The sequence below is a fragment of the Nonomuraea sp. NPDC050310 genome (assembly GCF_040655795.1).
Lineage (GTDB): Bacteria > Actinomycetota > Actinomycetes > Streptosporangiales > Streptosporangiaceae > Nonomuraea.
Genome location: NZ_JBFAKP010000048.1, coordinates 1 through 13,675, shown reverse-complemented (window position 1 = coordinate 13,675; position 13,675 = coordinate 1). Strand labels below are relative to the sequence as shown.

Annotated in this window: 14 protein-coding genes; 3 read left to right on the top strand and 11 right to left on the bottom strand. The window is 65.8% G+C overall.

From position 1 onward, the window contains the following. Window positions 1-137 precede the first annotated feature (137 nt). The gene (locus AB0I67_RS42905) at window positions 138-581 is read left to right on the top strand and encodes an RNase adapter RapZ (protein WP_357936720.1); all 444 of its coding nucleotides are present in this window, start codon (window positions 138-140) and stop codon (window positions 579-581) included. Between the two features lie 16 nt (window positions 582-597). Continuing rightward, the gene (locus AB0I67_RS42900; RefSeq protein WP_357936719.1) at window positions 598-819 is read left to right on the top strand and encodes a hypothetical protein; all 222 of its coding nucleotides are present in this window, start codon (window positions 598-600) and stop codon (window positions 817-819) included. Between the two features lie 57 nt (window positions 820-876). Here the strand turns inward: AB0I67_RS42900 and AB0I67_RS42895 are convergent, their stop codons facing one another. The 8 genes from AB0I67_RS42895 to AB0I67_RS42860 all read right to left on the bottom strand — a co-directional run bounded on the left by AB0I67_RS42895 (window position 877) and on the right by AB0I67_RS42860 (window position 10,060). Further along, window positions 877-1,398, bottom strand: coding sequence for a hypothetical protein (locus tag AB0I67_RS42895; protein WP_357936717.1), 522 nt, complete (start codon window positions 1,396-1,398; stop codon window positions 877-879). Then, window positions 1,395-5,186 (bottom strand): hypothetical protein, encoded by a 3,792-nt coding sequence (locus tag AB0I67_RS42890; protein ID WP_357936715.1) that lies wholly within the window; start codon window positions 5,184-5,186, stop codon window positions 1,395-1,397. The genes AB0I67_RS42895 and AB0I67_RS42890 overlap by 4 nt, the downstream gene beginning before the upstream one ends. Window positions 5,187-5,406: 220 nt before the next feature. Next, the gene (locus AB0I67_RS42885) at window positions 5,407-5,568 is read right to left on the bottom strand and encodes a hypothetical protein (RefSeq protein ID WP_357936713.1); all 162 of its coding nucleotides are present in this window, start codon (window positions 5,566-5,568) and stop codon (window positions 5,407-5,409) included. A 199-nt stretch (window positions 5,569-5,767) separates the two neighbouring features. Next, window positions 5,768-6,190: a sigma-70 family RNA polymerase sigma factor gene (locus AB0I67_RS42880; protein ID WP_357936711.1), complete on the bottom strand. Its 423-nt coding sequence runs from the start codon at window positions 6,188-6,190 to the stop codon at window positions 5,768-5,770. Between the two features lie 107 nt (window positions 6,191-6,297). Further along, a complete protein-coding gene (locus AB0I67_RS42875) occupies window positions 6,298-8,403 on the bottom strand; it encodes a hypothetical protein (protein ID WP_357936709.1) in 2,106 nt (701 codons plus the stop codon). Window positions 8,404-8,405: 2 nt separating this feature from the next. Continuing rightward, complete coding sequence (locus AB0I67_RS42870; RefSeq protein WP_357936707.1) at window positions 8,406-8,669, bottom strand: hypothetical protein; 264 nt, start codon at window positions 8,667-8,669, stop codon at window positions 8,406-8,408. Between the two features lie 88 nt (window positions 8,670-8,757). Continuing rightward, on the bottom strand, window positions 8,758-9,003 hold the full coding sequence (locus tag AB0I67_RS42865; RefSeq protein WP_357936705.1) for a hypothetical protein: 246 nt from the start codon (window positions 9,001-9,003) through the stop codon (window positions 8,758-8,760). Between the two features lie 118 nt (window positions 9,004-9,121). Then, window positions 9,122-10,060 carry a hypothetical protein gene (locus tag AB0I67_RS42860; protein WP_357936703.1) on the bottom strand — a complete coding sequence of 313 codons (939 nt, stop codon included), beginning with the start codon at window positions 10,058-10,060 and terminating at the stop codon, window positions 9,122-9,124. Between the two features lie 227 nt (window positions 10,061-10,287). Here AB0I67_RS42860 and AB0I67_RS42855 point away from each other — a divergent pair, with 227 nt between their 5' ends. After that, on the top strand, window positions 10,288-11,046 hold the full coding sequence (locus tag AB0I67_RS42855; protein WP_357936701.1) for a GntR family transcriptional regulator: 759 nt from the start codon (window positions 10,288-10,290) through the stop codon (window positions 11,044-11,046). A gap of 60 nt (window positions 11,047-11,106) precedes the next feature. On the opposite strand, the gene AB0I67_RS42850 is transcribed toward AB0I67_RS42855, so the two are convergent. From AB0I67_RS42850 to AB0I67_RS42840, 3 genes are all read right to left on the bottom strand, one after another. After that, complete coding sequence (locus AB0I67_RS42850) at window positions 11,107-11,490, bottom strand: SCO5389 family protein (protein ID WP_357936699.1); 384 nt, start codon at window positions 11,488-11,490, stop codon at window positions 11,107-11,109. Between the two features lie 422 nt (window positions 11,491-11,912). Further along, window positions 11,913-12,701, bottom strand: coding sequence for a ParA family protein (locus AB0I67_RS42845; protein ID WP_357936697.1), 789 nt, complete (start codon window positions 12,699-12,701; stop codon window positions 11,913-11,915). Window positions 12,702-13,092: 391 nt separating this feature from the next. Beyond that, entirely contained in the window at window positions 13,093-13,503 is a 411-nt protein-coding gene (locus AB0I67_RS42840) for a hypothetical protein (RefSeq protein WP_357936695.1), read from the bottom strand. Window positions 13,504-13,675: the final 172 nt, after the last annotated feature.

The following is a 13,675-nucleotide window of genomic DNA, read 5'->3' as shown; positions in this document are numbered from 1 at the left end:
CCTAGAAAGAACCCACGAAAAGGAGAACCCACCATGGCCAAAGAGATCAGCTTCACCTGCGGGTGCGTCTGGCACGAAAACGGGTGGGTGGACCGGTGCCCCGACCACAAGCATCTACCCACCCAGAAAGAGAGATCATGACCTCCCCGACCGATCTTTCCGGCCTCTTCCCCGACTCGTGGATCCAGGTGGTGATTACAAGCTTCGGTTACGGCCACGCCGCCGCACCGACCGCAGATATCACCCTGGATACCCGCCGCTCCCTGCGGAACCCTCACCACAACCCCGCTATGCGGGAGATGACCGGACTGGACATGGCCGTTCGCAGTCACGTCATGACGACCCCAGGCGCGGCCCGGATGCTGGCCAGTCTCACCGCAATGGTCGCCGGCATGCTCGACGACTACGCCAACGCTCGGGGCCTACTTGTGAGGGTGGCAGTCGGGTGCGTCGGTGGTCGTCACCGCTCCGTGGCCATCGCCGAAGAGCTGGCCATCTCCCTACGCGCTCAGGGCATTGGCGTAGAGGTAGACCACCGAGACATCACCAAGCCCGTACTCCCCCCACAGCAGCACGCCTAGGAAGGGATCCCTAGAAATGGCCATCTTCATCAGCAACGGCGACGGCGACGACCTCAACGAGGACATCGGAATCATCATCCAGGGGAACACCGGCCCTGTTCACCTGGGCAAAGGCGACATCATCATTGACAGTCCGATCGTCACCGGAAAGGGTGCCATCTTCGTCAAGGGCGACAGCTCGGGCATCTCGAAATCCTTCGGCAAGAAGCCCAAGAAGCCCAAGAAGCCTACGAAGTAGCTCCGCTGCACAAGGTGAGGGGCACCTAGTGATCACTAGGTGCCCCTCACCTTGTGCTTAGAAGATGTCTACGCCATGCACGTGCGCGATCTCCGCAACCTCATCGGCCGGGAGCCCGTACTCCTCCATGACGATCTCCAGCGCGCCGGCCTCGTCACCGCGCTCCATGGCATCGCAGTAGTCCTGCAGCGCCGCGCCGTCCAGGATCGCGGCCATGTGCCCGTTCTTCCACATCCGCGCGGACTTCCGCACGTCGGCCGTCACCGCGACCCGTACCGCACCCTTCGACCTGAGCTGATCAACCTGAGCCGACTTGGCCACCTTCTGGAGCCGGTGCTGCGCCGCCGCGCTGGGGGTGCGGGTGCCTCGCAGGTAGCGACCCAGGTTGTCTCTGGCGTTCTTGTACGCGCGGGACTTCGGGTCGCCGGTCCCGGCCAGCCGTTCGACCACCGCGCGCTTGCCCAACCGGTCAACCAGCTCCCCGAGCGTGGACCGATCTTGCCGGGCCGGGGTCGCGCCGTACACCGCGCCCTGCATGGCCGCCTTCAGTGCGGCCTTTGCGCCTCTCCGGAACCTCACGGCTCGCGCCTCCCTTTCTTCAGCTCGCTCGTGAATCGATCGTGGAACTTCGGAGTGCCCGGAGCGTGACCCAGGTTCTCCAGGAGCACCAGGCCCTCGTTCTTCCAGCTTCCGCCGCGCCCTGTGGGCTTGGTCGGGTGGTCATAGGCGAGCCCTCCAGGCCGGGCCGCGATCGGGTCAGTCTCGGACGTGGTGAAGTAGGCCGCGTCCACGTAGCTCGCGATGGGTCGCCGGTCAGCGGCCAGCAGGTTCCGGTACATCCGCGCGCCGGCTTCCGCCAGGATCTGGTCTCGCCAGTCGGGCCGCCACAGCAGATCAGGTCCCCGCTTGTCCTCCGCCCTCGGGCCTTCCGCCCGAGCGAGGTAGCCGGTGAAGGACTTGTAGAGATCGGCCGTCAGGGCGTGAGCGACAGCGGCGGCCGGGTCCCCGGCAACCTTGCCCTTCAGCAGTCCGAGCCTGGCAACCCTGATCGTGTCGTACAGGCTCGCCAGGACCTTCCGGGAGTCCTCCCAGACCCAAGCGGCGGTGATCTCAGGGAGCACGCCCAGATCTTCCAGGAGGGCCGCGTCAGGGGTGGTCAGCCAGAGATGACCATCCCGCGCGGGCTTGAACCGCAACTCGGGCAGCAGAGCGTCCAGGCCGGTAGGTGCCTGGGCTATCCGCCAGTAGCCAGCGAGCTTGCGATTCAGGGCACGCGGGCCGTCCGTGTAGGTCGGGTCTCCCATCCCAAGAGGGATGTTCATGGCGCTCAGGTAGGCCGCGTTGCGGTCCAGCCTGATCACCGCGCGGTCCTTGCGCTCTTGGGGAGTCAGGGGCCGCTGCCACTTGCTGGCCAGCATCTTGGAGTAGCCGACAGCCGGGGGCACGGCTCCAGCCAGGATCGTCCGCGATAGCGACTCGCCCAGCTTGCGGCAATGGCGGCGGGCCAGCAGCGCGCTTGTCGCGTTCGGGGACCAGTAGTAGTCCGCGCCCAGCGCGTCGGCCAGCAGCTCCACCGCGCGCAGCAGCGTTGCGGGCTCCAGGTCTCGCGGGTTCCCTTCGCCGTCGTACGTCCAGGCCGCGCGGGTCTCCAGGTGCGGCAGGACGATGGAGCGTGAGCCCTTGTCGCGGGTGGCGCCGCGTGGCCAGACCACCATCCACGGGGCCACTCCAACAGGGTCACCCTGGATCGCGTTGTCATCGGCCCAGGCGTGCGGGACTCCCGCGTCTGTGGGCACGTCGGCATGGTCATCGACAGTGGGCAGGCCGAGAGCGTGCGCCGCTCGTGGCGTGATCCATAGCTGCTTGATGTCGTGGTGGTCTGCCAGGGCCAGAGCCGCGCTCTTGCTCGCGGGCAGCGGGCACTCCTGGGGGCTCGCCGCGCCCGCGAGATGCAGGCCGGTCACGTCCAGGACGGCAGCGCGGTGAGCGTAGGAGCGCCGCACGTACGGGGCTTTCTGCGGCCCTGTGCGGCCCTGAGGGGCCTTGCTAGGCGATGGGGCCGGTGCGGGCTCTACAGCGCTCTCAGGGCCGCTCTGGGGCTCCGGAGCGGGCTCTACGGCCGGGGCCGGTGCGGGCTCCACGGCCGGGGCAGGGGCAGGCATGGGCTCATCCGGGGCGCACATCGGGTGCAGCCCTCCGAACAAGTCGCGCACCGCCGCATCCACCTTCAGCCCGCACGCCGGGCAGACCTCGGGCACAACCGCCGGCGGAACGGGCGCGGCCGGGGCCGGGGGTGAATCCGCGGGAACCCCTCCAGCTTCCTGGCCAGGGTCGCAGTCCTCTTCTTCACCCTCCAGCAGCTTGCCCAGATCCAGGACGTAGCAGCGGGGCCGCCCGTCCCACAGGTCTTCATTCTGTGCCGTCGCGGACTTCAGGTAGCCAGCGTCCACCAGGCGCGCCCGCAGATCCGCCGACGCGGGCAGGCTCCAGCCGTCTTCGGCGACCACGCGCGCTGAGATCACGTCGTAGATCTCCTGCCAGCGGCCAGAGCGCAACCGGAGCGTCAAGGGCCGCCACGGGGGCCGCCCTGCCGACTCACCAGGGACGTAGGCCACCACCGCGCCCACCGGGTCGCCCTTGCCCGCAGGGATCAGGACCTCGCTCCCCTGCCTCCAGCCCAGCGCGTGAGCCCCATAGCCGGGGATCTGGGGGGGCAGATAGTGGCCAGCGTCGCCGCGCCGTACGTCGGCAGCCCAGAACGGCTCACCCGCGAGGGCCTGCCGCAAGTGCTTCGTCCACAGCGCCACCGGGTCACGGGCGATGTCGCGGCCCTTCCTGATGCCCGAGCGGCGGGTCTGCTCAGACGCCGCTTTGGCCATCAGGTCCGCCGCGTGCTCCAGCATCGGCGCGGGGTCCACCTCCAGCAGCTCCCGCATCCTCTCCGCCAGCAGGTAGGCCCCACCCAGCAGCCGGGCGTACCCGTAGGTGACGCGCCCGTGCCCGCCATGCGGCCAGGACTCCGCGACCTGCTTGCCCCACTCCAGCGCGGCATACACGCGGTCCAGGTCGCCCAGGCTGGCCTGAATCATCGCTGCGTGCGCCCGCGACAGGGGCCGTCCGTCGCGCTGGATCTCCGAGAGCACCGCGAGGTTCACCGGGGCCGCCAGCTCCAGCGCCACATACCGGGCCGTCTCCGAGCTGTGCTTGCCTTCCTCGGGGAAGCGCTCTGCTGTGGCCAGCACGCAGCAGCGCGGGAAGACCTGACGGGCAACCACGCCCTGGCCGTTGCGGTATCCACCGCGCGCGCCACCCGAGCCGGTAGCGGTGTTGTCGCCGATCGCTGAGAGCCGCTTCCACGCTTCGGCGATCTCCTTCGCGGTCATCCGGCCGGCGAACCAGTCGTCCACGGTGCCCACCAGGCCGGACAAGGGGTGAAGGACCTGGTCAGCGGCGAACACGGTGGACTGGTTATGCCGCATCTTGATCGTGACCGGGACTTCTACGCCGCGCCCTCCGCTGAAGGTTGAAGACTGCGCCGCGATGATCGCTCCGGAGATCGCAGTCTTGCGTGAGCCGGTGTCGCCCGCGACCGCGACCGCGATACGTCCAAGATCAGGCAGAGCGGAGAACGGAGCCCACGCGAGTTGAGCCAGCAGGGCCAGCGGGATCTCAGGTTGATCGGGAACCAGGTCCAGCACGCGCAGCAGAGCTTCAAGGTCCTCCGCAGCGCTCGCGGCCGGGGACGGGTCGTCCATGTCCAGTACGGCCACGCCCTGTACAGCGCCGATGCCGCGCGGGATCTCTGCCGTCAGCCGGTCATCGGTGCCGGTCGCGGTGAGCGCTGCCTTGCCCGGCCGCAACCATGCCCACTCGCCACCCTCCAGCCGTACGGGGCCGGTGCAGGCGTAGCCGTACGTCCAGCCCACGTCCGCCCGGAGGGTAGCCGCAACCGCTCGTACGGCCACCCCGATCGTCTCCAGGTTCCGCTTGGTGGTGTGCGGGCGGATTCCGAGCTGGTCAGGCCACTGCGGTTCCCGCGCGTCCAGGTCCGCAACGCTGACCAGGGTGCTCAGCCGGTCTGTGCCGGGTGCGTGATAGGCCACCTGAAACACGGTGTCGGTCAGCACACTTTCGGGCGTGCGGTCCGCTGTCAGGTCCCGGAGCTGGGCAGCCCTGGTCACCGCCAGCTGGCCTGGCAACAGGTCGTACAGCTGCCCTTCCTTCGTGTGCGCTTGCAGCGCCTCAGGGGTCTGGACAAACCGCCGGCCACCCAGGGAATGAACCCGGACCTGGACTGTGGCCGCGTCCCTCAGGTCTGGCCGCCGCGCCGACTCGCGCTCAGGGGGCGGCAGTGCCTCTGCGCTCACGTCATCACCTGACCAGCGAAGCGCGCGCGGCGGGGCATGACGACACAGGCATAAGGAGTCACGTAGACTCTCCTCATAGCGTTGTTGCGAACACCCCGCCGCCGGAGCTGGACACTCCGGACAACACGGCGGGGTGTTTCGTGTTTGTGAGGGCTCAGCCTACGCCCGAGACACCGGAGGTTTTCTTCCTTGGGCGTGCGTGTCGGCAACTTGCGACCATTCACGGCCTCACCACCGTCATGTGCTCCCCGGCCCTCAGGCACCGGTAGTAGAGCTTCCCGTTGATGTGATCAACCAGGTCGGTTTGATGTCCGCAGACCTCACACAGCAGATCATCGTCACAGATATCCAGGTCAGGCGTCTCGTTCGTGTTCTTGATCATTAGAGGCTTTCCTTTCAAGAGGGGTGCAGGGTCCCCAGCCGAGGGCCGGGGACCCTGAAAGATCACTTCGTGTGCTGGCACGGCGTAGAGGTCTGGATCGCGCCCGGGGCGCAGAGCTGGCAGGCGTGCAGCGGGGTAGCCGCAGTGCCGGTCTCGGGGTAGTCCGGCCGGGCCGGGATGGGAACCTGGAGCCGCCGCTTCATGCCGCCGCCGCCTCGTACAGCGCCTTTGCCATGGCCGTCTCCCCGCAGCCCTGGAGCTGCCGGACAACCGTCGCCAGCTCCAGCCGCTCCAGGAAGGTGTCCTCCGCCGACTCGGCAGCGGGCAGCGCGTTCTCGCTCTGGCTCCAGTCGGTGACGCGCTCCGTGGACCTCTTGGGCCGGTAGTAGTCGAGCGCCGCGTGTCGGACGATCGCCGAGAGCCATCCCCACGCCTGATCGTTCTCGGCACGCAGGGTGTGAACCCACCGCACGACCCTGAGCCAGGCTTCGCCCGCGACGTCATCGGCTACGGCGTGGTTCCGGGTCTGGCGGTAGGCCAGGGCCGTCACGCGCGACGCGTAGAGCCGGTACAAGGTCTCCACCTTGTCCGCCAGTTCCGGCGAAAGGGCCGAGTCTGCCATAATGGTCATTGGATCTGTCCTTTTCTCTTGGAGGGATTGGGCTGATTCTCGGGTTTCGCGCGCTTTCCCTGAAATGAATGGCGCGCGAAACCCTTTTTGTTTTCCGCTCAGGACGCGCCCGCGCGCTTGGCCTGTGAGCGCCATTCGCGTAGGTCAAGCTCAGTCCATGCCGGAGAGATTCCCTTTTTCGTTTCGCCCTGAATCGGGCGGCGTTTGCGTGCCTGAATGAAGGCAGCTTCTGTCATTTCCAGAAGGTTGGCAGCGGCTTTCACTCCGACGATCAGTTCGCTGCTCTGTCCCGCTTCGCGATCGCTGGCCACGTTCGTCTCGGACTCGGAATACTCGTCGTTTCTGATCAGGGACATTCGGAGCCGACGCAGTTCATCGAAATCGTCCCCGCCGTCACCAGGAATAACGCCGGACTGGCTCACTTCCGGAGTGGCTGAAAGCTCTTCGGTTTCGGGTCTGTCCAGGACATGTCCCGGTACGCTCGGGGCCGTCTCCCCAGCCCCGTAGGCAGAGTCCTGGACCGGGACACTAGCCTCTAGGAGGGCCTGGAGCCGCTTCGCCCGAGCCTGATTTTCGCGATCCGCGATTGCTTTTCCGGCCTCTGCGAAACGTCTCGCATCGGCATCATCGACGCGTGCCAGGGTGATTTCCTCGACGCTATCCACGCCGAGCCCAAGCATCGCGCGGCCTTTCTTCATCGGAATGGACTTCTTTGCGACTCCGGCGAAAAGCATGAACCACGCTGACCGGGTTTGCGGTCCCGACGCGATTCGCCACATACGCTGATCGCGGCCGTCCGAGTCGAGAAACACCGACAGGTTGGCTTGCTGGCAAAGGTCGATCCAGTACATTCCTGCCGCGCGACCCTGCCAAAGGGCTTTCTTTTCCTGCCGAAGCGGGAGCGGCATTCCCTTTTCGCCACGTTGCTTCGCCCAGTCCTTCAGGTCCGCGACGTAAGAGCCGCGCTCATCTACGAGCATGAACCAGGGCTGGAAATAGAGTTCCGGGTTTTCCTTGATCTCAGGGAACCGCTCAATGAGCGAGTAGCGCCATTCCATTTCTTCGACGAAGGTCGCTACCGAGTCCGCCCACCCGTCCGCCGTGGTTCTGATCACCACGTTGTCCAGGTCTTTGAACAGGGTGTATCCGACCCGCTTGGGGTCGTTGATGAAGACCTTGCCGCCGTTCCCGGCGGTGTGCCCGACGTAGACGTTCGCCGTGGTGGTCTTGCACCACCCTGTGGTCGCGGACATGACGCCGTGCGGGGTCAGGTCCTTCAGCGGGAGCGTCACCCACTCCGGGCCTGACTTGCCGGCCCTCATCCCGATCGGGACATTGGCCACGTCGAACCGGCGGTTCGCCTCTTCGTCGTACCAGCAGGCGGCCGGGGGCCGGCGCGGGTGCTTCAGCTCCACCACCAGTTGCGCCGCGTGGTGGTGAGCCTCCCAGGGGCCTTCGGGCAGTCGGGCCAGACCCAGGCTCTTCACTTCCTTGACCACTGCGTCGCTGGTCAGCTTCGCGTCGAGCTGGACCAGGACGCGGGCGTCGTCAGCCTCCAGCGGGATACGCAGCATGGGCACCGCCAGACGGCCCAGCAGCCGCTCCAGCGCGGGCCAGCGGCGGGCCGCCCTCGTCACCCGTTCGTCCAGGGCGATGGGCACCATGGTGAGCCTGAGCCGGGGCAGGGCGATGTACTCGCTCGGGTTACGCTTCTCCCCCAGGAGCATCGCGACCCCAAGAGCGAACGTGCCCACGTTCCGCTCGTAGGCCCAGTCTTGAAGCATCCTGAACACCGCTCGGGTCAGCAGGTACAGCCCCAGAGCCGTGCCCAGGCACAGCACCGGGAGCGGGAACTTGATCGCGGCGTAGACCGTCGCCCCGACCGTCCAGCGCCAGAACATCCGCTGGTAGCCAGGGATGCGAGACCACCAGAAGCGCGGGTAGCGCTCGCCCCGGAAGTTCGGCCGGGCCTCCGGCCGCTCGGGTGCCGGCCGGTCGAACGTGGAGTCCCAGGGGCCGGGCCGCCGCAGGACCAGGCCACCAGTCGCCAGCCTCCAGAACGGGCCGACGAACCGGCGGACCTGAGGTGACAGGACACACGCGATCAGCAGCGCCACCAGGCACACGACGATCTGTCCGGGGGTGGTCTGCGTGAGCCAGAGCGTCACGTCGACGAGCGGGTGATCTACTGCCAGCGGGAGCATTGTCACTGACCTCCCTTCGGGGTCCGTACGACGCTGAGACGGGGCTTCTGTGGGGTGGTGACCGGAGGGGCCAACAGGTCCTCGATGGTCTCGGCGACCATCTCTCGTACGGCCTCGCGGTGGGCCTGGGGGTGCTCCCGCTTCCGGGCCGGGGGGTTGGCCACACCCGACAGGTCAAGCCGGGTGATCAGGTTGCTGAAGCACACCGCGCCGACGATGATGCCGACGATGAGAGCGCCGACGATGGGGAGAATGGTGGTGTACACGGTTGGATTCCTTTTCTGACCGGGGGCCAGGGGAGTTGCCGCTCCTCCTGGCCCCACTTCCTGTTGTGGGATCTAGCGAGCTTTCTAGCTAGAGCAGCTCGGTCTCCATGCTCCAGAACATGACGGTGCCGCGACCGTGCGCGATGCCGGCCTGGGCGCAGCACAGGCTGTAGATCGACTTGTACGCCTCCAGGCGGGACGTGCCAGGGATCGCGTCGTACTTGCCGAAGGTGGTGGAGGTACCGAAACCCGCGCCGGAGGGCCACTGAAGGGTCATCACCCACGCGTACTCGGTCGTCGTCTTGCTGATGTCGGTGCTGGGGGGGTTGGCCACGTGAGGCATCGGAGTGCGCCTTTCGTCTTGTTGTGGGATCTAGCTCGCTTTCTAGCGAGCTTTCTTTCTAGCTAGAGAACATTCATCTGGAGTTGTGGGATCTTGAAATCGTGAGGGATTACGCGGGCTGAAGCTCGCGGTCCTGCGCCTGCTCCGTGGTCTCCTCCTGGACAACCACCGGACTCTTGCGGCGACGGCCCGAACGACCCGACGCCACGTCATAGGCGTACGAGCGGTCAACCACCTTGCCGCGCTCCTTCAACCACTCCCACGCCGCCGGCACGGTCCCGTCCGTGGCCGCCAGCGCCCGCCGTACCGCGTCGGCCTTGGTCATCGTCGCCAGCTCCACGCGCTCTCGCTCGACAGGGTCGGGCTCAGGCTCGGGCTCAGGCTCGGGCTCAGGCTCGGGCTCGGGCTCAGGCTCAGGCTCAGGCTCAGGCTCAGGCTCAGGCTCGGGCTCAGGCTCGGGCTCAGGCTCGGGGAAGACCTCTTCAGCGGGCGGGAAGGCCACCGGCTCAGGGTGCGGGTAGAGCGCCAGCGCGGGACTCTCGGGGAAGACCTCGGTCCAGTCCTCCGTGTCCTCCTGGTGATCGACGCGGGCCGCCGCAGCGTCACGGTGCTTCAGGTGCCCGAGGCCCGCACCCAGGCCCAGCACCAACACCGGCATGCACGACACCAGCGCCGTGATCTGCCAGGGAGCCACCTTGAACCCCAGGACCACCAGCAGGTGGTACGCCACCTGACCCAGGCACCCGAGCACCAGCGACCCGATCGCGGACCACATCGCGAACCGCTTCGTCTGGAGGGTCACCCAGCGCTGGGCACCCAACCAGGTCCCCAGCGCGTAAGCGCCGTACGCCTCCACCCCGATCGGAAGCGTGATCGCCGTGTTGATCTCCAGCTCATCCATGATGCCGGGCAGCGGACGGACCACGCCGAACCCGCACATCGAGCCGAGATCCACCCAGCCGGTCCACGTCGCGACCGCCGCAGGCAGAGCCAGCAGAACCACCGGCCACCGGGACGGCTGTCGGGTCACGCTCTTCACCTCGTTCATGTTCTCGTCTCCTGTTGTGGGATCGGCTTACACCTCTTGGTATATCAACCTTGGCGTACCAACACAAGATTTGGCACGCCAAGATTTTTGTTGGTACGCCACCTATCAACTTGACACTCCAAGGTTTTCCCAACCCAGAGGAGACGATGACCTTACTTGGTATGCCAACCTTGGCATGCCAAGCGTAGAATCTGAGAGCACCAGCACCCGACCCAGAAGGAGCCCCCATGCCAGAGCTAGGCAGTGACCACATGTACGAAAAGATCGCGGGCGTCTTGCGTGATCAGATCCTTATCGGCGACCTTCGTCCGGGTTCCCGTCTCCCCACCCAGGCCCAGCTCAGCGACGACTTTCATGTGTCTCGCACCGTGGCCAGGCAAGCCCTGGACCTGATCGAGGCTGAGGGCCTCATCGACAGGATTCAGGGCGGAGGAGCCTTCGTTCGCCGTTACCAGCCGCTCCTTCGCCGTTCGGCCCTGCACTACCGCAGTGACCCAGGAGCGCCCTTTGCCGAGGAGACGCTGGCCAGCGAGCGTGTTCCTCGCTACAGCCACCGGACTTACCCCGACAGAGCAGGGGCGGACATCGCGAAGCGTCTGAACATCCGTGTAGGCGACGACGTCATGCGCACGATCTACACCTCGTACGCAGACGATCAGCCTGTGATGATCGTCGATTCCTGTGAGCCTCTCGCTATCACTCGGGGGACTCCCATCGAGCGGCCGGAGGAAGGACCCTTGCTTGGGGCCGGCATAGTGCCTCGCTTCACTTCCATCGGTCTTCGCCCGACTGCCGTAGTCGAACGCCTTCGCTCTCGCATGCCGCGTCCCTCGGAGATCGAGGCTCTCGAACTACGCCCTGGCACTCCCATCACGACCATCGTGCGTATCTCTTACTGCGGCGACACCCCCGTCGAGACCGCTGATCTCCTCCTTGCTGCTGACTCCTACGAGCTGGAGTACGCCCTGAAGGTTGATCCTGAGTGACCCACCCAAACAGAGCGGCCCCCCGAGATGACCTCGGGGGGCCGCTCTGTTTGGTACCAACTAGCAGTTGACCAACTCAGGGTTCTGGTTCAGAAGCTGAGCCGCTGAACTGGTGAAGCGTTCGTACGACTGTTCGGTCCCGGCCTTGAACACCGCTACGCGGTGGCAGTTCTGGAACGCCAGACGGACTCCGTGCTTCCGCTCGATCGCGGACCTCATGGCATTGCTCGCCATCATCCGAAGGACCTGGCCAGCAACCTCATCGGTGAGGACTGTGCGGTTGTCGGCAAACTCCGCCCCCGACGCTTCCAGCTCATCCACCAGGCTTTCCACCAGCTTCCATGCGTCGGGAAGCGATGAAGCCACGCAGTCCAGGAAGTCATCGTCCGCGACCGTACCCGTCTGGGCTTCGGCCAGCAGCTCGGGTGAGACCTTCAGCGACATTGAGTCCCCTTCTTGTTGATCGGCGATTACTTCTCCACTTTCTCTCTTTGGCTCTTCACTCAAGAGTGTCCAAGTGGTCAGACTTCACCTGCTAGCTAGCTAGACCAGCTCGGGATAAGCACTCTTCAGCGCGTGCTCAATCACCTCACGCTTAGTCCACCCACGCTCAGCCGCGACCGTGTTTACCAACGCGTCGATCTCTGGGGCCACCCTCGTGTTGAGTTGGACCGTAGGAATAGCGCGTCTCGCAGGGGTTGGGGACACTGGCGCCTTACCCGGCCGGGTCGCCGGCCTCTCCTCTGACGTACGAACCGCCGGCCTCTGTGCACGGGCTGGCTCCGGGCTCGCCAAGATAGGGTCTGTACCCTCGTCCGGAGCCGGACGCGGCCTGCTGCGCGGCTCCGGCCGCTGAATAGGCGGGGTCATCGCAGCACCTTCCTTGCCAGCTGGCGGTATGCCTCGAACGTGCCCTTGCCACCCTCGTAATCGCCGTAGAAGGTTCCCGCGGAACGCGACTCCAGCACCGTGACCCGATCGGGCACGAAGGGCTCCAGGACCAGGCCAGGGTGCGCCTGCCGCAACTCCGCGATAGCGCGGAGAGCATCCCGCGTCCAGACCGAGCCCCGTACCGCCGCGCCCACGATGATGCCCGCCTCCTGGAGCTCTACCCGCGCGCCCAGGGCCTGCCTGTGGGCCTTGAACCGCCGTACGGTCAGGACTGCCCCGTCTACGCCGTCTAGCCCGTCCTCGTTCGGTTTGGCCGCGTACACCACGGTGTCAGCAGCCGTGAGCGCGTTCTGTGTGATGAGCCCGCCCTGGCGGTTTGGGCAGTCCAGGACCACCAGGTCCGCGTCGATGCCACGGAGCGACGCTTTTAGTCGCGTGTCCGCGTGGTCATCAGCGGCCTTCTCCCGGTTGGCCACCTCTCGATTGCTCGGGATCATCGTGAGATTGTCTGACCAGTTCTCACCGGAGGGCACGGCGAGCTGAGCAGCCCAACCCTCCGGATCGTCGTTGCCCAGGATGGCCCCGACGTGCAACCCCGGCTCCACCGGGTCGACGCCGACCCACTTCGTTGCTGCGCCTCTCGGGTCCAGGTCGATGAGCAAGACTTTCCGGCCGTCTCTGGCCCCCGCCATAGCCAGCGAGACCGCCGAAGTTGTCTTGGTCACCCCTCCCGACTCCGAGTAGACCGCCAGAATCTGTGTCATGACACCATCTTGCTTGCTTTCTAGCTAGCAATCCAGCGGAACCGCAGGTCAGGACTTCTCATCACCCACGCCTGAGAGCGAAATCCCAGCTCAGAGAGGTTCTCATCACTCGCAGCGCTCGCGCCGGGGGATTCTCATCGGTACCCCTCCTGAGCGAAACCGCAGGTCAGGACTTCTCATCACCCACGCCTGAGAGCGAAATCCCAGCTCAGAGGGGTTCTCATCACTCGCGGGGAATTCTCATCGCTATTCTCATCGCTCGATCCTGAGCGAAACCCCAGCTCAGAGACGTTCTCATCATTCTCATCGTTCTCATCACACAGTTTTGCTGTGTAGAGAACGCAGAGAGCGGCGACCCCTTCCCCAGGGCCGCCGCTCTCGTACATCAGTTCTACACCTCTTTGCCTGCCGCTCGCTCCAGAGCCTCTTTCACCCAGTCCGTGAGAGACAGGCCGGCAGCGGCGGCGGCGTTCATGTATCGGGCTCTCTCCATCGGCGTCACTCGCACGTTGAGCTGGACCCGGCCAGTCTTCTGCTCCCCCGTCAGCTCCTCCCAGGAGTGCTCCCGTACGTCGCTGGCGACGGTATGTCCGGCCGGGAGCTGCTTCTCCGTCAGGAGCCGGCGGTTCCCGAGGAACACACCTCGCTCGGAGTAGGTCCCCAGGTGCGGGGACCTCTCCAAGGCGTCAGAGACCTCCTGGGCCTTCAGTCCTTCGGGCACTCCCGTGATCCAGCCCTCCACGATGTGACGCTTGTCGCGGGCTCCAGCGGTGAGCGTATAAACGATGCCGTAACGGGCCATGATCTCCCTTTCTAGATCGAGTCGTGCAGGTCGTCCAGGCGCTGGATAACCTGCTCTGCCATGTACTGACGGTCGGAGCGCTCGTTACTGAGTTCGGTGTGCATGTAGTGGATGATCTCTGCGAGTTCGGCCTTGACGCTCTCCAGGTCCATGATCTCCCTTTCTAGATCGC